Raw genomic sequence first — 17,819 nt, 5'->3', positions numbered from 1 at the left:
TCCGACCCGTTCGGGGCGCGCGTGTGCCGATGGGTCGCACCGCCCATTATAGAGGCGGTCGAATGCAGGGCCGATGTTTTTCGGAGTTTGACCCTCCCGCCGCGCAGCGGGGGAGTGGGGCCGCCGCGCGTCCTGCGCAGGCGTAGCGGGGGCGACCCCGGACCCGTGGGTGTTTGCGCCCCCTCCACCCCTCTTCGGGTGGTCCACCTCCCACCGCAAGGAAGCAGGGGAGGATCGTTCCTGATGTGTCCAACAGCGAGGCCCCGGGCGGACACCTCAGCCCGCCGCCGCATCCTTGGCCAGCAGGCCCCGCGCGGCCCTCAGGACGCGGTCGGCGGGCAGGCCGAGCATGTGGTGGATGTGCTGGTTGAGGCGGGGGTCGATGGCCCTGAACTCCTCCAGCGAACGTTCGCCGCGCAGGGAGACCCCGTTCCACGGCCCGATGCGGGCATCGTCGGAAGGGCCGAAGACACCCACCGAGGGCACGCCGGCCGCGACCGCCAGCTGGGTCCAGAGGGAGTCCGCCCCGACATAGAGGCTGGCGCGCGACAGGGCGGCGGCGGTCTGGAGCCGGGTCAGTTTGCCCTGGAGCTCGATCACCCGGGTCCGGGGCACCGCCAGGCGGATGGTGTGGGCCAGGTCGCGGTCGGCCTCCTCGCCCACGATCATCAGCCGGCCACCGGCCAGGGGGCCGTCCTCGGCCAGAAGCGGTCCGGCGACCTTGGCATAGCGTTCGGCGGGCCAGCGGGTGCCGATCCAGTCGGTGCCCGGGCCGACCGCCAGGATCGGGGCCGGGTCGTGGCCTATCAGGGCATCGGTGGCGGCGCGGGTGTCCTCGCCAAAGAACAGCCGGGGGGCGGGCACCTCGTCCAGTTGCAGCACCCGGGCGGCGGCCTCCACCGCATGGAGGCCGGGATGATCGGGGCCACGCACGGCGCGTTTCAGGCGACGCAGGCGTTCGGAAAGCTTCGTGCCGCGCATGTCGACGATCAGGCCCCAGCGCGTGTCGCGGACCTGGTTCCACAGACCCAGCCAGTCCCAGCGGGTTGTCCGGTCCAGGACGATCAGATGTTTCAGGCGCGGCGTATCGGCGAACAGGGGGGCCGAGGCCGCCGACCCGACGATCGTGAAGTCCGCGTCCGGCAGGCTGTCGGCCAGCCAGGCGAGGGCGCCGGACGACAGGACGGCGGCCTCTGGCCCGGCCTCGGCGATATAGAGAATGGGAAAACGCGCGCTCATGAGCGCACCGTATACGGATTCTCTTGCAGCGGGGGGTGGGGCGACGGCGCGACTGGCCCTATCTCTCATGCCATGACCGATCGCATCGCCCGACTGAACAGCCGCGCCCTGATCCGGGTAAGCGGAGCCGACGCGAAACCGTTCCTGCACAATCTGCTGACCCAGGATGTCGAGACCCTGACCGACGGCGAGGTCCGGTTCGGGGCCATGCTGTCGCCGCCGGGGCGGCTTTTGTTCGACCTGTTCCTGTGGGGTGAAGGCGGCGGTGTGGTGCTGGACATGGCGGCGGACCGGCACGAGGCGCTGATGGCGCGGTTGTCGATGTACAAACTCAGGGCCCGGGTCGAGATCGCGGCCGACGATCGGCCGGTGATCGCCAGCTGGCCCGGCGTGGCGGCGGGCTTCGTCGCCGATCCGCGCACGGTGGCGATGGGCGGCCGGGCGATCGGGGATCACGTCCTCGACGCGACCGAGGCCGACTATGACGCGTATCGCCTGTCAGCGGGCGTACCCGATCCGGCGGCGGATGCGGGGTCGGACCGCACCTATCCGATCGAGGCGAACTTCGACCTGCTGAACGGCATCGACTTCGGCAAGGGCTGTTTCGTCGGTCAGGAGACGACCTCGCGCATGAAGCGGCGGGGCGAGATCAAAAAGCGGATGCTGGCCCTGACCTTCGACGGGCCGCCGCCGGCGCCGGGTGCCGAGGTGCTGAACGGCGAACTGCGCGCGGGCGAGGTCCTGACCGGACAGGACGGCGTGGCCATGGCGCTGGTGCGGCTGGACCGGCTGGACGGCGCGCTGACGGTCGATGGGCGGGCGGTGGCGGTGCAGTGGCCGGGGTGGATGGGGCGAGGCTAGGGTGCTCTGCCGCGCCAAGGTGCGAGAAACAGCGACGTGGTCGTCCTGCTGCGGACGACAGAAGCAGACTCATTGATGGACTGCTGTGGATGGTTAGCGGACGCTGTTAGTCCTAGTCTTGAGGGCAAGGCAGAATGGATTTTCTTGAATGACGGTCGGTTTCAAGGTCGGGAGCATCACGGACGAGATCGGGTCATCGGACTTCTTCCATGCCTTTTTCTCGACCATCGCCGTTCGGCTTGAGCCTGCATGGGGTGCCCGCTTCCCCGTGCTGATGACGAAGCTGTATCAGGGTGAACTGAGACAGGAAGATGCAGTCCTGGCGCTAGGCGAGCTGGCGACGGTTCAGTCGGAGTTGAGGGCGTTCCCGCCTTCCCAAATCATGTGGGATCATGACGATAAATCGAAGTCCCCGCCGTGGGGCACGGACATCGCCGCTACGATTACGGATCTCTCAAACTACTTCGTCACCTCGACCGGTCGAGACCTTATCGAAACGCTCAGAGAGGGCATTGAGGCGCTTCGCGACCAAGGCGGCGTTGGACGGGTCGTGAACTATTGAACGTCTGCTAAGGGTCGAGAGCGGACATTGGCCTCCCCTCTCGCTATCCTGAGTGCATGCTCGACTCACTCCATCGCTGTGCCTGGTGCGGGACCGACCCGCTTTACGTGGCCTATCACGACACCGAATGGGGCGTGCCGGAGTATGACGCGCGGGCGCTGTGGGAGAAGCTGGTGCTGGACGGGTTCCAGGCGGGCTTGAGCTGGATCACCATCCTGAAGAAGCGCGAGGCGTTCCGGGCGGCGTTCGACGGGTTCGATCCCGACCGGGTCGCGGCCTATGGCGCGGCGGACCGGGCGCGGCTGATGGCCGATGCCGGCATCGTGCGGTCCGGGGCCAAGATCGACGCGACCATCCGGGGCGCGCAGGTCTTCGTCGAGATGCGCGACCGGGGCGAGGACTTCTCGGGCTGGCTATGGTCGTTCGTGGACGGGAAGCCGGTGCAGACCACGCCGTCGACCATGGCCGGGGTCCCGACCCAGACGGACCAGTCCGTGGCGATGTCAAAGGCCTTGAAAGCCAGGGGCTTCAAGTTCTGCGGGCCGGTGATCGTCTATGCCTTCATGCAGGCGACCGGCATGGTCAACGATCACGACGCGGACTGCTTCCGCCACGCCGGGGTCCGGGCTATGGCCGGGTCGTGAAGACCCCCGCCCCCAAGCCTGCGCGTGCCTTCCCGACCCTTACGCTGGAGACCCTGCTGGCGGCCCGCGTCGGCGGGCCTGTGTGCGGGGTGGACGAGGCCGGGCGCGGGCCGTGGGCGGGGCCGGTCTCGGCGGCGGCGGTGATCCTGAACCCCGACGACCTGCCGGGCGGCATCGACGATTCCAAAGCCCTGACGGCGGCGCGACGGGACGCGCTGGAGATCGAGATCAAGGCCCGCGCCGTGGCCTGGAGCGTCGGTTTCGCCTCGGTCGAGGAAATCGACGAGCTGAATATCCTGCACGCCACGGGCCTGGCCATGAGTAGGGCGATCGAGGCGCTGGACGTCGAGCCGGCGGCGGCTCTTGTGGACGGGAACTACCGGTTCCGGCTGCCGTGCGCTGTGGAGACGTTGGTGGGCGGCGACGGGCTGTCGCTGTCGATCGCGGCGGCCTCCATCCTCGCCAAGACCGCGCGGGACCGGGTGATGGTCGAGATGGACGGCCTGTATCCCGGCTACGGCTTCGCCGGGCACAAGGGCTATAATGCGCCGGTGCATGTGCAGGCCCTGCAGGCGATGGGGCCTTCGCCGATCCACCGCCGGACCTGGGCCCCGATCCGGGCGCTGCTGGAGGCGTAAGCCCTCAGACCGACAGGATGCCGCCGACCAGGGCGCCCAGCAGGGCCGCGACGACGGCACCGACAGCGAAGGTGAGCCAGCCCGCAGGACCGTGGGTGGCCGGCGTCGGCTGAGGCCGGGCGGAATACAGCCGAATCGGCAGGATGGCTTCGGCACGGACGAGGAAGTCGTTGGCGGGACGACCGTCGAAGCGGGTGGTGCCAGGCGCTCGCCAGGCGGCGGTCTGCCAGGCCTCCGTCACCGTCCGGGCCGAGGGCGGCGGGGCGGGGGTGTGGAGCGGACCCGAAAAGACGCCGGGAAGGGCGTCGCGCACCGGCGTCACGTCCTCGCTCGGGCCTTCGGGAGTGGTCACGCTCGCGCCTCGACGGGTCAGGGACCGCCATAGAGACTCGCGGGCTTCGGCCGGTCAAGCCGCGAGCGCGGAGGCCCCATTCGAGACGACGAACAGATATTCGACATTGCGCAGCCGCCCCACGGCCCCGACCTTCTCGCCCCTGGGGTTATGGATGCCAATGCGGGCCCCGACGTAGCGCGGACGGGGGATCTCGATCACCTGCACCGGCCCGCGCACCGACAGCATGGCGACCAACTGATCGCGGCTCAGATAGCCCTCGTCGTTGAAGGAGACGATCAGATGGGGCGCGCGGATCGCCTCGATCACGGCCTGGAGCGCCGGGCCGATGCCGGGGCGGGAGTTGAAGGCCGACTTGCGGGTCCGCACGTCGATCCGCTTGTTGGCGATGCCATAGGTGTCAGGCCGGTCCCAGAGCACCAGGCTTTCCCAGACATGGTAGTTCCCCAGGTAGGAATGCTGGTTGTACGGCGGGTCCAGGTAGACGAGGTCGCCGTCGAAGGCCCGGGCGATGTCCAGCGCGTCGCCCTGTGTGGCGCGGCAGGGTCCGGCGGCGACGGCGGGCTGGAGCGCGGGCATGCGCAGCTCCAGCGGCTTGAGCGCCCGCGCCGCCCAGGACTTCATATAGGCCATCTGCAGGCCGGCGGTGGAATCAACCCGGTCGGCGGCCTCCATCAGGCTGACCAGGGCAATGGCCTTCAGTTCCGGTTCCAGACCCATGGCCTCGATCCGGTCGCGCATGGCGTCGATGCGGGCGCCGTTCGCGGGCGTGAAATAGCGGGCGTCCTCGCAGAAGGTCCGTGTAAACCAGCCCGGCACCGGCGGGGTCGTGGCCAGGTCGGCGAGGACGGCGGCGGCCCGGTTGTGCCAGCGGTCGCGGTCGGCCTGGACATAGGCGGTGGCGAGGGTCGCGGCATAGGCATTGTGATCGTTGGACCAGACCTGGAACCCCTGCCCCTTCAGCGCGTGGCCGACGCGGGCGGTGCCGGAAAACAGGTCGCAGACCTGACCGCCGTCCGGCAGCAGGCCTCGGATCGACGCCGTGATCGGGTCGATGAGGGCGCGCTTGGAGCCGAGGTATTTGATCATGGACAGACGCCCCTCTCCCGGCGGGAGAGGGAGATCGCGCACGGCGGCGCAGCCGTCGTTCTGGCGCGGTCGGGTGAGGGGTTACGGTGGCTGATCGTCGACATCGGTCCCCTCACCCTTTCGCGCAAGAACGATCACCAGGGTGATCGTGCGCTCAAGCCCTCTCCCTCCGGGAGAGGGTTCAGGACTGCCGTTTTGCCTTCTTCATCGGAGCATGCGCCAGTCGCAGCAGATTCGCAGCCCCCGGGGCGCCGAAGGGGGTGCCGGCGAGGATCAGGACGCGCTGGCCCGGCTGGGCGAGGCCGTATTGCATGGCGGAGTTGACCGCGTCGTCGGTGACGTCTTCCAGCGAGGTCGGCTCCTTGCCGAGGCGCGGTTCCAGACCCCAGACGAGGGCCAGACGACGCGCGGTCTCGGGCCGGGGCGTCAGGGCCAGCATGGGCTGGAGGGGCCGCTCGCGCGACATGCGACGCGCCGTGCCGCCCAGGGTCGTGAAGATGACGATGCAGGCGGTGGACTGGGCCTCGCCGGCCTTGCGTGCCGCGGCGACCAGGGCATCGGCGTCGATATCGTCCATGCCGGCGTGCTCGGCGTCCATCAGGCTGGGCCACAGGGGGTCGGCTTCGACCCGCTCCATGATCCGGTTCATGATGCCGACGGCCTCCAGCGGATAGTCGCCCGACGCCGTCTCGGCCGACAGCATCAGGGCGTCGGCACCCTCATAGACGGCATTGGCGACGTCGGAGGCTTCGGCGCGGGTGGGCGCGGGCGAGGCCGTCATGGACTCCAGCATCTGGGTCGCCACGATCACCGGCACGCCGCGCTGGCGGGCGGCACGGATGATGCGCTTCTGGGCCACCGGCACCTCTTCCGGCTCCATCTCCACGCCCAGGTCGCCGCGCGCGACCATGACGCCGTCGCAGTAGTCGAGAATGGCGTCGAGGTCGGCCAGGGCCTGGGGCTTCTCGATCTTGGCCAGGCACGCGGCACGGCCCTTCACGATCGCCTTCAGCTCGGCCATGTCCTCGGGCTTCTGCACGAAACTCAGAGCGACCCAGTCGACGCCGAGCCGCAGGGCGAAGGCCAGGTCCTCGCGGTCCTTGGGCGTAAGGGCCGAGACGGGCACGACGGCCTCGGGCACGGCGACGCCCTTTCGGTCGCTGAGTTTCAATCCACTCTCGACCGTCACATCGGCCCAGTCGTCGGTGCGCGCCCCGACCCGCAGCCGGACCCGGCCGTCGTCGAGCAGCAGCAGCATGCCGGTGCGCAGGGCCTTGAAGATCTCGGGATGGGGCATCTGCACCCGCGTCGCATCGCCCGGCGTCGGGTCGAGGTCGAACCGCATCCTGTGGCCGGGCTTCACGTCGATCTCGACGTCGGCAAAGCGGCCCAGACGCAGCTTGGGACCTTGCAGGTCGGCCAGGACGCCCAGGGGGCGCCGCAGGGCGATCTCGGCCCCGCGCACGGCCTTCAGCGCAGCAGCGTGGTCGTCATGCGAGCCGTGGCTGAAGTTCAGGCGAAAGACATCGACCCCGGCCTCGGCCAGCGACTTGACCATGCCGGGAGCGCGGCTGGCCGGACCCAGTGTCGCGACGATACGGGCGCGTCTTGCTCTGATCATGTGTCCCACCTGGACCGACGCGTTGGTCGGCATCGTTTCCCGAAGGCCTTGTGCCACGAAACGACCGCCTGCGGCAGAACGGTCGGGCCCCGGGAAACAGGAAGTGAGTCGTTGTTACCGAGCCGGCTCGACCGCCGGACAGGCCGGGGCACCATAGACGCCGAGATCCAGGCAGAGCCCGTCCACCGTGTCGGCGGGCGTCAGCCCCATCAGATTGGCCAGGCTGGGGGCGATGTCGACGGTCCGGATCTGCCAGAACCGTTCCTGCGCCGGGCCGTCCGGGCGCCAGAAGATGATCGGCACACGCCGGTCATAGTCCCAGACCGAGCCATGGCTGGCGACCGCGCCACCGGGCCGGGTCTGGCCGGTCAGATAGGGTCCATAGGCGATCATGATGTCCGCGCCCTTGTCGGCCACGGCGCTGAGACGCAGGCGCTCCCGCACCGACAGGGCCTCCGGTTCGATGTCGCGGGCGGGAAGGGGGTCGGCCAGCAGGTCGTCGATGGCGACGGCATAGGCGACGGTCGGCTCCTGAGCCAGCAGGGCCAAGGACGCGGCGACGATCTGCCCGCGCAAGGGTTGCGACAGCCGGACGTGATCGGCTCCGGCCACGATCAGACCGGTGGAGCCGTTCTGAAGCGGCGCAGACATCAGGCCGAATTCGACCTGCAGGCTGGCATTGATGCGGTCCATCATCTCCGGGTCGTTGCGGCCGGCGGGCGCGCCGCGCTCGGCCATGCGCTCCGGCGAATCCGATCCGCCGTGATCCGCCGTCAGGACGACGATGGCCCCGCCCGGAACCTCGGCGACCTTGTCCAGGAAGGCCCCCAGGGCCTCGTCCATCCGCAGCAGTTGCTCGCACATCTCCGGCCCCTGGGTGCCGTAGGCGTGACCGATCTTGTCGGTGCCCGACAGGCTGATGCCCAGCATGTCGGTGACGCCCCGCCGGCCCAGTTGCTGGCGCTCCAGCAGGTCCGTCGCGGCCGCGAGCGTCGTCTCGTCCAGAGCGGGCGAGTCTTCCAGATTGTAGTGGTCCGGCGGCAGGTCGGCGTGCAGCACCTCGCCGTACAGGCTGCTTTCACCCTTCAGCGTGCGGCAGAATTCGTGCTGATAGGTCCAGCTTCCGACCGGATCGGCAGAGTAACGCGCACGGTAGGCGGCGTTGAAGGCGGCGACAGGCGCGAGCCGGTCCCCGGCCGTCTGCCCCGGCTCGACATAGGTGGTCAGGCCGAAGCCTTCCTGAATCCAGTAGGCCCCGTCGGGATTGTGGCCGGCCAGGTTGATGGCCCCGCGATCCTTGCCCGACACGGCATAGATGCGGCTCTGCGGGCTGACGGACTTCAGCCAGTCGGGCAGCATGGTGACGCGGATGTTGTCGGGGCCGACGCGGCCGTTCTCGCCCGGTCCGCCGTCGGCCAGTGTATTCTGCGGCGCGGCAAGGCAATAGACCTGAAGGCCGCTGACCGGGTCGATCCATTCATTGGACGGAATACCCACGGTGGTCGGCCAGGCTCCGCTGAGGACGGTCGCATGACCGGGGCAGGTCTTGGTGATGCCCTGGGCCTGATAGCCATTGGCATAGACCAGACCCTGATCGGCCAGGGTACGCAGCCCGCCCGTGAACCGGCTGCGGTACTGGTTGAACAGATTGGCGCTGAACTGGTCGACGACGATGGTCACGACGAGGGCGGGGGGACGCCCATTCCCGGCCCCGCTCTGGGCCGTGGCGGCGACGGGGGCCATAAGGCCGAGGAGAAGGCAGGCGCTGGCGATCAGGCGGGTCATGGCACACCGTGGCGTTTGAAGGTCGGCCCTAAACCCGGGACGCAACAGATCGAAGACGGCCAGCGCATCGAGAGGTCCTTGTCAGGCGACCACGGCCTCCCACGGCCCCGTGATGGCCAGGGTGATGCCCGGAAACTGGAGGTTCACAAACAGCGTCCCGCCATCCGGCGAGAACACGGCACCGGCAAACTCCGAATTGCCGCGGAAGGCGTTCCTGGCGATCGTATAGAGACGGCCGTCGGGGGTCACGCCCTTCAGATGGTTGCCGATCGTGGCCGTATAGTTGTCCTCACACACGATCAGGTGGCCCCAGGGGGCGACGACCAGGTTGTCGCCCATATTCAGGGTGCGTTCGTCGGCGCTTTCGACGAACAGCTGGATCCGGCCCGCGTTATCCGCCTTACCGGTTTCGCCCTCCAGGGCCGATGGCTGGTAGCGGAGGATCTGCCCCCGTTGCAGCGGTCCGCCGGAGGTGGCGGTCAGATACAGTTCGTCCCTGGCCCAGAAGATACCTTCACCGCGCGCGACGAGAGCCGCGCCCCCGGCATGGCCGCGTTGACGAAGATCGCCCTTCGGGCTGTCGACGTCATCCAGGTCGATCCACACCACCTCGCGCCACTCACCGGGCGACCAGAGCCGGGCGTGGTGATTGGTGGTGTCGGCACCGGACACATCCTTCAACGCCATGGCCTGAAGCCGGCCGCCCTCGATCAGCTTGCCCGGGGTGTTCGGGATGAAACGATAGAACAGGCCGTCGACCTGATCCTCGGTCAGATAGGCCACGCCCGTGCGCGGATCGATGCAGACCGCTTCGTGGTCGAACCGGCCCATGGCCTTGAGCGGCACGGGGTCGACGAGGCCGGTCTCGGTGGCCGGCACCTCGAAGACATAGCCATGCGACCGGGTCACATCCGCGTCGGCGGGCGTTTCCTCGGTCTCCTCGCAGGTCAGCCAGGAGCCCCAGGGCGTGTGGCCACCGCCACAATTGGTGCTGGTCCCGGCCAGCGACAGGTGCTGGCGCACCGTCTGGCCGGTGGCCATGTCGTAGATCAGGGTGGTAGTGCCGCCGGGCAGGGGCCGACCGTCCTTGTAGGTGTCATAGGCGCGGCCGACATCGAGGCGATCGATCCCGGCCTGATCGGAACCGCCCGGGCCCCAGTTGCGGTGACTGGCGTTCGAGCCCTTCAGTTCATGATTCCGTACGAGGGCGACGCGTGTGCCCTCCAGAGCGAAACAGCCCATGCCGTCGAACTGTCCGGGCACCACCAGGCCATCGTCCATGACCTCGCCACCCTGGGAGATGACGCGGTAGGAAAAGCCCTCGGGCAGGTCCAGCATGCCGTTCGGATCGACCTTCAGAGGTCCGTAGCCATCGACCTCATTGACGTAGGTCTCCGTCCCTGCGGACCGGGCGTCAACATTGCGAGCCAGGCCGCCGAAAGCGGTGGCAGCGGCGGCGGCAGACAACAGGGCGCGGCGATCAAGACGCATGGGACGAGGCTCCGGACAGGGTTCCTCGATAAGCTGCGGCGCAAACCGCGTCATCATGGTTCCATGACAGCCGGTGCGACAAACGATCCGGGGCGCCGGTCGGAAACCGGCGCCCCGTTCATCATCGTGTCGCTATCCGACCGAAGTCGGCCGGGGATCAGCGCGCGTAGTTGTGCGCGATGGCCCAGTCGTACCAGCTGGGAACGACGGTGCCCGTCAGCAGGATGCCGATGCCACCCGTCAGGGTGGTCAGAACGGCGAACCACCAGGCCCAGCGGTGGATGGACTCCATCGTGGCGTTGAAACCCATGGTCCAGCGCCAGAACAGCGCACCGCGTTCGGCCCCCGTGCCCCGGTCGGTGATCTGTTCGACCTCGCGCTCGGACCCGTAGCGGCTGGTGGCCAGGATGGTTGCGCCGTGCATGGCGAACAGCAGGGTGGAGCCATACAGGAAGACGATCGAGAGGCAGTGGAACGGGTTGTAGAACAGGTTGCCGTAGGTGATCGAGAAGGCCCCGGTCCAGTCCAGGTGCGGGAAGATGCCGAACGGCACGGCTTCCGACCAGGAACCCATCATGATCGGGCGGATGAAGCCCAGCACCAGCACCAGCCAGATGGCCGAGGCGAAGGCCCAGGTGGTATGGGTGCCCAGACCCAGAGCCTTGGCCCGCAGATAACTGCGGACGCACCAGCTGATCATCGAGACGGTCATGAAGAAGCCCGCGATCAGCCACCAGCCGCCCTGGTCCAGGGGAGGCAGGATTTTCAGCCCCATCTCGGGCGGAGGCGGATAGAGGCCGAGCCAAGGCAGTTGCCGGATGAACTCGGCCGGGTTCCAGCCCACGGACGCGAACATGTTCAGGCCGATGATCTCAAAGGCCAGGAAACCGGTGATGAGCGACAGAAGCCCGGTCCAGCCCAGATGAATCGGGCCGATCTGGGCATTGCCGATACGGCCGATCCAGTGAACCAGGGTTGGCGTGCCGACGCGCCAGTCGTCACCCTCCACGCCCGGCACGCCCGTCTCCGGGTGCCCCTGAACCTGAACCTGGGTAAAGATGTTCTGATAGGCGGACATGGTTCCCCCTCTCCTATTGCCAGATCGGCAGGTTGCGCCAGCCGTCCCACCATTCGGGCCAGCCTGCGGACCAGTATGGCCCGCTGATTACGATACAGACCGCGCTCCAGAACCCGGCCGAAAGGGCCAGGAACAGGCCGACGCGGTGGATACCCAGCGTGCCGACGGAATAGCCGATGAAGTCGCGGTAGAAGGTGTCCTCATGCTCGGGCTGGCGCACCGGCTTGCCCTTGCCAGGATTGGTCGCGGCCAGAACCAGCGAACCGTGCAGCGCCAGCGCCATCGTCGTCGTGAAGAAGAAGGTCACGGCGATCATGTGCGCGGGATTGTAGTGGAAATTCAGGTACTGGTAGCCCGTGTTCGACACCCAATCCAGGTGCGTAAAGATGCCATACGGGAACCCGTAGCCCCAGGCCCCCAGCAGCAACGGCCGGACGACCACCAGGGACACATAGGCCAGGATCGCCACGCCGAACGCGACCGGTACATGCAGACCGATGCCCAGTTTGCGGCAGATCTCCACCTCTCGAAGCGCCCATGAACAGAAGGCCCCGACCGCGCACATCGTCACGATCTGCCATATGCCGCCCTCGCGCAGAGGCGCGAGCGACAGGCCGTATTTGATGTCGGGTGGGTTTATGGTGATCAGCCACGGGTTCCAGGTGTCGCCAAGCGCCGCCCCGTAGATAATCAGAGCCGTGCCCAATGCAGCAAAGAAGGCGGTCGTGACGCCGAAGAAGCCGACGTAGAACGGCCCCACCCAGAAATCGAACAAGTCGCCACCGATCAGGGTGCCGCCCCTGATCCGGTATTTCCGCTCAAAACTCAGTAAGGCCATGACCGTCTCCGTCCCTCGTCTCGCCCCGCGAGCTGGACATTTTTTATCGGGATCGCGGTCGCGTCGGACGGAAGCGGATTGCTCCGTTCCCGCCCGCGCGCCGCATCAGCGGTGGAACCCGTCAGGGTGCTGCGGTCGATGCCGCAGGCTGAGGGGGCCCCCCCGCCCAGGTATCGATGTCGTACGTCGGTCCGCTGATCATGATGAAATGAAGCAGAAGAACCATCGTAACCAGAGCGACAGTCATTGCGACCAGCACTCGACGGGGATCAAACAGAAGCCAAATTCTCCACATAACTGTGGTCCTCCATAGCCATCGGGTGGCTTTGTTGGCGACGGCAAGGCTTTGGACCTTGACGACAAAGTAGACTGGAGACCTAGGCGAACCAGGGACGCCAGAACCAGACCAGCGTATGGGCCACGAGCGCGATGGCCGTGAAACCAATGGTGCTGGCCATGAAGTGGCCATGGAATGCCTTGGCTGCTTCAGGGGTTAGTCCGGTGAAGGATCCACCGGTTGTTTCAGGTTGGTTAGACATCTCTCCTCCTTTCGTTGGAGCGGGTCGTCGGCCACGGGGAAATCCCGTGGTCGTTTCCGCCGCCCGGACAAGCCTGACGACGGAAGGGGAAGCCGAGCGGGTGACGGCGACGCATCATGCGGCCCTCCCGTTCAGGACAATGGCATTGGCGGCAAAGAGGCGGTCCAGAGTGACCCGGTCCTCTCCGGCCTGACGGGCGGCGCGTTCGGCCGTGTCCCTCAGGCGCTTGGCCGCCGAAATTCTGACAATGATCGGATGGGAGGCGACAAGCTTCTCGAGTTCGTCGGCGGCCTCCTCTTCCCAGTGCAGCTCGGCATGCGGGCGGGCCAGGGTCGGCTCGACCTTGTCCATCTGGGATGCCAGGGGAAGGATGTTGAACAGTGCGTCGAACAGGGCGTTGCAGACCTCCTGAACCAGGTAGGTGCAGCCGCCGTAACCCATGAAGGGCGTGCCGGTATGTCGGCGGATTGCAGCCCCCGGGAAGGAGGCCGGCACCCAGACGCCGGAGGGTCCGAACCCGCCGCCACCCTGCGAGGCCTCGGCCAGATAGATGCGTTCGTTGATGCTGCCGAACAGGACCAGAGGCTTGGTCTCGCGGACCAGGCGTCTGATCTCGGCATTGTCGGTCTTGGTCCCGGCGCAGCGGGCGATGGCGAACTGGCAGGGCAGGCCGAGGTCGTCCTCCAGGAACTTCCTGACGCCGCGCGTGTAGGTCTCGTTGGCGACGATGGCGAAGCTGGCGGTGGCGAAGAAGTCCTGGGTGACCGAGCGCCACAGGTCCCACAGCGGCTTGATCGTCGTGTGCTTCTCGCGCTCGATGAACGGCTCGGGATCGACACCGGTCATCTGGCCGAGCTGGCGCAGGAACAGGGTCGTGGATTCGAGGCCGATCGGGGCCTGGAGATAGGGTTTCTCGAGCGCCTCGCACAGCCCCCGTCCGAACTCGCGGTACAGGCAGATGTTGACCTCGGCATCGGCCAGATTGCGCACATCGGCGAGGTGACTGCCCAGCGGGAATGTCATGTTAACCTGACATCCGATGCCTTCGACGAGGCGGCGGATCTCGGCGAGGTCGGACGGCATGTTGAACACGCCGTACATCGGACCGATCAGGTTCACGCGCGGCCTGTCGCCCTCCGCGAGCGGGCGCGGGCGCGGCATCTTCTTGGGTCCGAACTGGGTCCACAGCCAGGTCAGGGCGCGGTCGGCCGACTGCCACTGATCCTCGTCGATGGTGCGCGGCAGGAAGCGCTGGATGTTGGTGCCCTCGGGCGTCACGCCGCCGCCGATCATCTCGGCGATCGAACCGGTGACGACGACGGAGGGCAGATCCTTGTCGAGGGTCTGCCAGGCCCGCTTCATCGCGCCTTCCGTGCCGTGGCGGCCCAGCTCGTCCTCGCCCAGACCGGTGACGACGATGGGCAGTTCGTGCGGCGGCAGGCCGTCGGTGTAGTGCAGGACGGAGGTGACTGGCAGGTTCTCGCAGCCGACAGGGCCGTCGATGATGACCTGCAGGCCCTTGATGGCGGTGAAGGCGTAGACCGCGCCCCAGTAGCCCCCCGCCCGGTCGTGATCGAGGATCAGCGTCATGTACCGACGTGCTCCTCGGCCTTGGCGGCGGCCGCCTGAAGCTTGGCGTAGCGGGCCTTGAACTCGGGGCGGGCCACCGGGGTCTCGGACCAGATGCCGGCGGTGTCGCCCTTGCCGACACCCTCGAAGAAGGAGGTCATCCGGTCGAAGCGGGCCTTGTTGCCGATGGCGGCATTGATGACCTGGGCCAGCGACCCCGCGCCCGCCGGGCCCATGAGAGGCCGCGCCGAGATCAGGTTGGTGAAATAAAGCGCCGGAATCGACAGCGACTTGGCGTGCTGGACCACCGGCGTCGTGCCGATGGCGAGGTCGGGCCGGATCGCATCGACCGCCGACAGATCCTGTTCCAGAGAGGCGCGGTAATTGACGGTGACGCCCCGGGATTCCAGCCAGTCGCGGTCGGGGTCGGACCATTTCGTCTGCGGGCAGGCGGTGCCGACGTATTCGACCTCGGCGCCACTCTCGATCAACAGGCGCGCGACCAGAAGCTCGGAGCCCTCATAACCCGAGACCGTGATCCGGCCCTTGATCGGCGTACCGGCCAGGGCACCCCCGATGGCACCCAGCATGGCGTTCTTGATGCCGTCGATCTGGCCCTGGGGCACGTCGCAGGCCTCGCCGATGGCCTGGAGCCAGGCGGCGGTGCCGTCGCGGCCGACCGGTGCCGAGCCGACGACCTTGCGGCCTGCCGCTTCGAACTCGCGGACGCTGGCGGTGTAGAAGGGGTGAATGGCGGCGACGACGGCACAGTCCAGGGCGGCATAGAGTTCGCGCCATTCCCGGGTCGGGACGACGGGTCCGGCGGCCAGTCCCATCGGCTCCAGCATCCGGCCGATGATCATGGGGTCGGCGGGGAACATCTCGCCCAGCAGGGTGACGGTCGGCTTGTCGGTCCGTTCGCGCGGCGCAGCCACGGGACCAGCCTCGGCCTCCTTGCGCGCATAGTTGAGCATGGCACCGGCCAGGACATCCTTGGCCTCGGCGTGGGTCGGAATGCCGAAGCCCGGTACGTCGATGCCGACGATGCGGACGCCGTTGATCTCTTTCGGCAGCAACTGCAGCGGCACGCCCGACGCGGTCGGGACGCACAAATTGGTCACGACGATGGAGTCGTAGAGCTCAGGGTCCGCCATCTGGAACACCGCCTCGCGGATGTCCTCGAACAGCTTGCCGGTGACCAGGCTCTCGGAGTTGAACGGCACATAGCCGACCGAACGGCGGGCACCGTAGAAATGGCTGGTGAAGGTCAGGCCGTAGACGCAGCAGGCGGAGCCGGAGAGAATCGTCGCGGTCCGCCGCATCCGCAGGCCGACGCGAAGGCTGCCGAAGGCCGGGCACATGGATTGCGGCTGGTCGTGCGGACCGACCGGATAGTCCCTGGCATAGCGGGCCAGGACTTCGGACTTGCCCGCCCTGGACGCAGCCGCCGTCAGTTCGGCCTTGCCACCGTGGCAGCCGCCATCGCGCGAGACAGGCTCTGCGGCGTGGTCGTTGGCGATGGGGGCGGGACCGTCGGCCATGGCGATCAGACGGCCTCGTCGTAGATGACTTCGAGCGAGGCCCGCGGCACGAAATCGACGCCGCGCATGTCGCTCTGGGTCGCAGGGATCAGGCTGACCGCGCCGCCCGTCTGTTCTGGGCTGAACAGCCCCAGCAGACCGTCCTGCGTCAGGGGTTTGGGATGCTGCGGCAGCGACCCGGCGACCGCCTGGGCCAGGCCGGCGAACAGGCTTCCCCATTCGCTGTCGGGGGTGCCGATGATCTGATAGTTCGCGGACTTCCGCCGGATGTCCTCGTTGGCCGGGATCGAGGCCAGCACCGGGATGCCCACGGCGTCGGCGAAGGCGGCGGCCTCACCGGTGCCGTCGTCCTTGTTGATGATCATGCCGGCCACGCCGACATTGCCGCCGAGGCGACGGAAATACTCCACCGCCGAACAGACGTTGTTGGCGACATAGAGCGACTGCAGGTCGTTGGACCCGACGACGATGACCTTCTGGCACATGTCGCGGGCGATCGGCAGGCCGAAGCCGCCGCAGACCACATCGCCGAGGAAGTCGAGCAGGACGTAGTCGAAGCCCCAGTCGTGGAAGCCCAGCTTCTCCAGCAGTTCGAAGCCGTGGATGATGCCGCGCCCGCCGCAGCCGCGACCGACCTCCGGCCCGCCCAGCTCCATGGCGAAGACCCCGTCGCGCTGGAAGCAGACGTCCTCGATCCTGACCTCTTCGCCGGTCAGCTTCTTGGCGGCCGAGGTCTGGATGATGGTCGGGCAGGACTTGCCGCCGAACAGCAGGGAGGTGGTGTCGGACTTGGGATCGCAGCCGATCAGCAGCACCCGCTTGCCCTGCTGGGCCATCATGTAGCTGAGGTTCGACAGGGCGAAGGACTTGCCCGAGCCGCCCTTGCCGTAGATGGCGATGATCTGGGTTTCCTTAGTGACCTCGCCCGTGTGGACGGGATCCGGCTCCTGTTTCGCTTCTTCGCGGAGCGCCTTGTGGGAAATCAGGGTGATGGTCATGCGCAATTCCTCCAGTCGAGGATCATCTTCAGGCAGTCGGGCTCGCCGAACGCGACAGGATAGGCGTCGTTCGCTTCGGTGGCGGCCATACGGTGGGTAATCAGGCCATCCAGGCTGAGCGCACCCGAGGCGATGAGGTCGGTGACGCCCGTGACGTCTTCCGGCCTGAACTCGGCAGCGATGCGGAACCGGGCTTCCTTCATGAAGGCCATGGGGAAGGCAAAGGACAGCCGCGCTTCATAGAAGCCGGCCAGCACGATCTCGCCGCTGCGAGCCAGCCGCGCGACCAGATAGTCCATCAGATCCTCGGCCCCCGAGGCGTCATAGATGCTGCGATAGTCGCGGCGGTCATCGGCGTCGGGGTGGATGGCCACGCCGTTGCGCCGCGAGACGTTCGTTTCCCAGACGGTCGGCCTGTCGTGGCCCATGGCCTCGGTGACGCGGAGCAGCAGACGGCCCAGGGTGCCGTAGCCGACGATGAGGTCGGGGGCCGTGCCGCCGACGATGGCGTGATAGGCCGTGGCCGCCAGAGACAGCAGGACGCCCTGGTCGCCGAGGCCATCCGGCAGGGTGACCGTGCGCGCCTGAGGCGTGATGAGCGTCTTGGCCGCGCCGCCGAACAGGCCGCGGGCGTCGATGAAATGGGACGATCCGGGGACGAAGACGCGCTGGCCAATGCGGGCCCGCGCGTTTTCTCCGGCATCGACGATCTGGCCGACGGACTCATATCCGGGGACCAGAGGGTAACCGAGGCCGGGAAAGTGGGGCATGCGCCCGTCCCACAGAAGGCGTTCGGTGCCGGTCGAGATTCCGCTCCAGTCCACATCGACGACAACATCGTCGGGACCGGCAGGCTTCAGGTCGAGGCGGCGAAGCGCCAGCTGACGGGGCTCCTCCATTACGACAGCCAAGGTGTTCATCGGTTCGCCTTCGGGATGTGCACCCCCATAGGCACCCTTCCCGAGTGTCAGCTT

Annotated in this window: 18 protein-coding genes; 4 read left to right on the top strand and 14 right to left on the bottom strand. The window is 67.5% G+C overall.

What is annotated here, in order from left to right; genetic code table 11:
- Positions 1–276 precede the first annotated feature (276 nt).
- Positions 277–1,239 (bottom strand): glycosyltransferase family 9 protein, encoded by a 963-nt coding sequence (locus HZ989_RS04670; protein ID WP_209322473.1) that lies wholly within the window; start codon positions 1,237–1,239, stop codon positions 277–279.
- A gap of 72 nt (positions 1,240–1,311) precedes the next feature.
- Between HZ989_RS04670 and HZ989_RS04665 the strand changes: the two genes are divergently transcribed.
- The 4 genes from HZ989_RS04665 (at position 1,312) to HZ989_RS04650 (ending at position 3,944) form a co-directional block, all read left to right on the top strand.
- On the top strand, positions 1,312–2,100 hold the full coding sequence (locus tag HZ989_RS04665; protein WP_209322472.1) for a folate-binding protein YgfZ: 789 nt from the start codon (positions 1,312–1,314) through the stop codon (positions 2,098–2,100).
- A gap of 148 nt (positions 2,101–2,248) precedes the next feature.
- The gene (locus tag HZ989_RS04660) at positions 2,249–2,662 is read left to right on the top strand and encodes an immunity 70 family protein (RefSeq protein WP_209322471.1); all 414 of its coding nucleotides are present in this window, start codon (positions 2,249–2,251) and stop codon (positions 2,660–2,662) included.
- Between the two features lie 56 nt (positions 2,663–2,718).
- Positions 2,719–3,306 (top strand): DNA-3-methyladenine glycosylase I, encoded by a 588-nt coding sequence (locus HZ989_RS04655; protein ID WP_209322470.1) that lies wholly within the window; start codon positions 2,719–2,721, stop codon positions 3,304–3,306.
- Positions 3,303–3,944: a ribonuclease HII gene (locus tag HZ989_RS04650; protein WP_209322469.1), complete on the top strand. Its 642-nt coding sequence runs from the start codon at positions 3,303–3,305 to the stop codon at positions 3,942–3,944. Before HZ989_RS04655 ends, HZ989_RS04650 begins: the two co-directional genes overlap by 4 nt.
- Before the next feature lie 4 nt (positions 3,945–3,948).
- On the opposite strand, the gene HZ989_RS04645 is transcribed toward HZ989_RS04650, so the two are convergent.
- From HZ989_RS04645 to bchC, 13 genes are all read right to left on the bottom strand, one after another.
- A complete protein-coding gene (locus tag HZ989_RS04645; RefSeq protein ID WP_209322468.1) occupies positions 3,949–4,296 on the bottom strand; it encodes a hypothetical protein in 348 nt (115 codons plus the stop codon).
- 54 nt (positions 4,297–4,350) lie between these two features.
- Positions 4,351–5,385 carry a DNA adenine methylase gene (locus HZ989_RS04640; RefSeq protein ID WP_209322467.1) on the bottom strand — a complete coding sequence of 345 codons (1,035 nt, stop codon included), beginning with the start codon at positions 5,383–5,385 and terminating at the stop codon, positions 4,351–4,353.
- A 181-nt stretch (positions 5,386–5,566) separates the two neighbouring features.
- Positions 5,567–7,006: a pyruvate kinase gene (gene pyk / locus HZ989_RS04635; protein ID WP_209322466.1), complete on the bottom strand. Its 1,440-nt coding sequence runs from the start codon at positions 7,004–7,006 to the stop codon at positions 5,567–5,569.
- Positions 7,007–7,120: 114 nt separating this feature from the next.
- Complete coding sequence (locus HZ989_RS04630; RefSeq protein ID WP_209322465.1) at positions 7,121–8,791, bottom strand: alkaline phosphatase family protein; 1,671 nt, start codon at positions 8,789–8,791, stop codon at positions 7,121–7,123.
- Between the two features lie 81 nt (positions 8,792–8,872).
- Positions 8,873–10,282, bottom strand: a complete 1,410-nt coding sequence (locus HZ989_RS04625; RefSeq protein ID WP_209322464.1) for an alkaline phosphatase PhoX — start codon at positions 10,280–10,282, stop codon at positions 8,873–8,875.
- 157 nt (positions 10,283–10,439) lie between these two features.
- The gene (gene pufM / locus HZ989_RS04620; RefSeq protein ID WP_209322463.1) at positions 10,440–11,360 is read right to left on the bottom strand and encodes a photosynthetic reaction center subunit M; all 921 of its coding nucleotides are present in this window, start codon (positions 11,358–11,360) and stop codon (positions 10,440–10,442) included.
- Between the two features lie 13 nt (positions 11,361–11,373).
- Positions 11,374–12,198: a photosynthetic reaction center subunit L gene (gene pufL, locus HZ989_RS04615; RefSeq protein WP_209322462.1), complete on the bottom strand. Its 825-nt coding sequence runs from the start codon at positions 12,196–12,198 to the stop codon at positions 11,374–11,376.
- A gap of 121 nt (positions 12,199–12,319) precedes the next feature.
- Complete coding sequence (pufA, locus tag HZ989_RS04610) at positions 12,320–12,493, bottom strand: light-harvesting antenna LH1, alpha subunit (protein WP_209322461.1); 174 nt, start codon at positions 12,491–12,493, stop codon at positions 12,320–12,322.
- 82 nt (positions 12,494–12,575) lie between these two features.
- A complete protein-coding gene (pufB, locus tag HZ989_RS04605) occupies positions 12,576–12,737 on the bottom strand; it encodes a light-harvesting antenna LH1, beta subunit (protein WP_209322460.1) in 162 nt (53 codons plus the stop codon).
- Between the two features lie 114 nt (positions 12,738–12,851).
- Entirely contained in the window at positions 12,852–14,327 is a 1,476-nt protein-coding gene (bchZ, locus tag HZ989_RS04600) for a chlorophyllide a reductase subunit Z (RefSeq protein ID WP_209322459.1), read from the bottom strand.
- Entirely contained in the window at positions 14,324–15,847 is a 1,524-nt protein-coding gene (bchY, locus tag HZ989_RS04595) for a chlorophyllide a reductase subunit Y (RefSeq protein WP_209322458.1), read from the bottom strand. Before bchY ends, bchZ begins: the two co-directional genes overlap by 4 nt.
- Before the next feature lie 5 nt (positions 15,848–15,852).
- Positions 15,853–16,845: a chlorophyllide a reductase iron protein subunit X gene (locus HZ989_RS04590; protein ID WP_209322457.1), complete on the bottom strand. Its 993-nt coding sequence runs from the start codon at positions 16,843–16,845 to the stop codon at positions 15,853–15,855.
- Entirely contained in the window at positions 16,842–17,765 is a 924-nt protein-coding gene (gene bchC, locus HZ989_RS04585; protein WP_209322456.1) for a chlorophyll synthesis pathway protein BchC, read from the bottom strand. The genes HZ989_RS04590 and bchC overlap by 4 nt, the downstream gene beginning before the upstream one ends.
- Between the last annotated feature and the right edge of the window lie 54 nt (positions 17,766–17,819).

The sequence above is a fragment of the Brevundimonas sp. AJA228-03 genome (assembly GCF_017795885.1).
In the GTDB taxonomy this organism is placed as follows: Bacteria; Pseudomonadota; Alphaproteobacteria; order Caulobacterales; family Caulobacteraceae; genus Brevundimonas.
The sequence above is the reverse complement of the archived record's forward strand: the minus strand, read 5'-3'. Positions and strand labels throughout refer to the sequence as shown.

Bases quoted from the DNA above. Each gene is read 5' to 3' on its own strand.
- HZ989_RS04670 (WP_209322473.1), bottom strand. From the start codon at position 1,239: ATGAGCGCGCGTTTTCCCATTCTCTATATCGCCGAGGCCGGGCCAGAG.
- HZ989_RS04665 (WP_209322472.1), top strand. From the start codon at position 1,312: ATGACCGATCGCATCGCCCGACTGAACAGCCGCGCCCTGATCCGGGTA.
- HZ989_RS04660 (WP_209322471.1), top strand. From the start codon at position 2,249: ATGACGGTCGGTTTCAAGGTCGGGAGCATCACGGACGAGATCGGGTCA.
- HZ989_RS04655 (WP_209322470.1), top strand. From the start codon at position 2,719: ATGCTCGACTCACTCCATCGCTGTGCCTGGTGCGGGACCGACCCGCTT.
- HZ989_RS04640 (WP_209322467.1), bottom strand. From the start codon at position 5,385: ATGATCAAATACCTCGGCTCCAAGCGCGCCCTCATCGACCCGATCACG.
- pyk (WP_209322466.1), bottom strand. From the start codon at position 7,006: ATGATCAGAGCAAGACGCGCCCGTATCGTCGCGACACTGGGTCCGGCC.
- HZ989_RS04630 (WP_209322465.1), bottom strand. From the start codon at position 8,791: ATGACCCGCCTGATCGCCAGCGCCTGCCTTCTCCTCGGCCTTATGGCC.
- HZ989_RS04625 (WP_209322464.1), bottom strand. From the start codon at position 10,282: ATGCGTCTTGATCGCCGCGCCCTGTTGTCTGCCGCCGCCGCTGCCACC.
- pufM (WP_209322463.1), bottom strand. From the start codon at position 11,360: ATGTCCGCCTATCAGAACATCTTTACCCAGGTTCAGGTTCAGGGGCAC.
- pufL (WP_209322462.1), bottom strand. From the start codon at position 12,198: ATGGCCTTACTGAGTTTTGAGCGGAAATACCGGATCAGGGGCGGCACC.
- pufA (WP_209322461.1), bottom strand. From the start codon at position 12,493: ATGTGGAGAATTTGGCTTCTGTTTGATCCCCGTCGAGTGCTGGTCGCA.
- pufB (WP_209322460.1), bottom strand. From the start codon at position 12,737: ATGTCTAACCAACCTGAAACAACCGGTGGATCCTTCACCGGACTAACC.
- bchZ (WP_209322459.1), bottom strand. From the start codon at position 14,327: ATGACGCTGATCCTCGATCACGACCGGGCGGGGGGCTACTGGGGCGCG.
- bchY (WP_209322458.1), bottom strand. From the start codon at position 15,847: ATGGCCGACGGTCCCGCCCCCATCGCCAACGACCACGCCGCAGAGCCT.
- HZ989_RS04590 (WP_209322457.1), bottom strand. From the start codon at position 16,845: ATGACCATCACCCTGATTTCCCACAAGGCGCTCCGCGAAGAAGCGAAA.
- bchC (WP_209322456.1), bottom strand. From the start codon at position 17,765: ATGAACACCTTGGCTGTCGTAATGGAGGAGCCCCGTCAGCTGGCGCTT.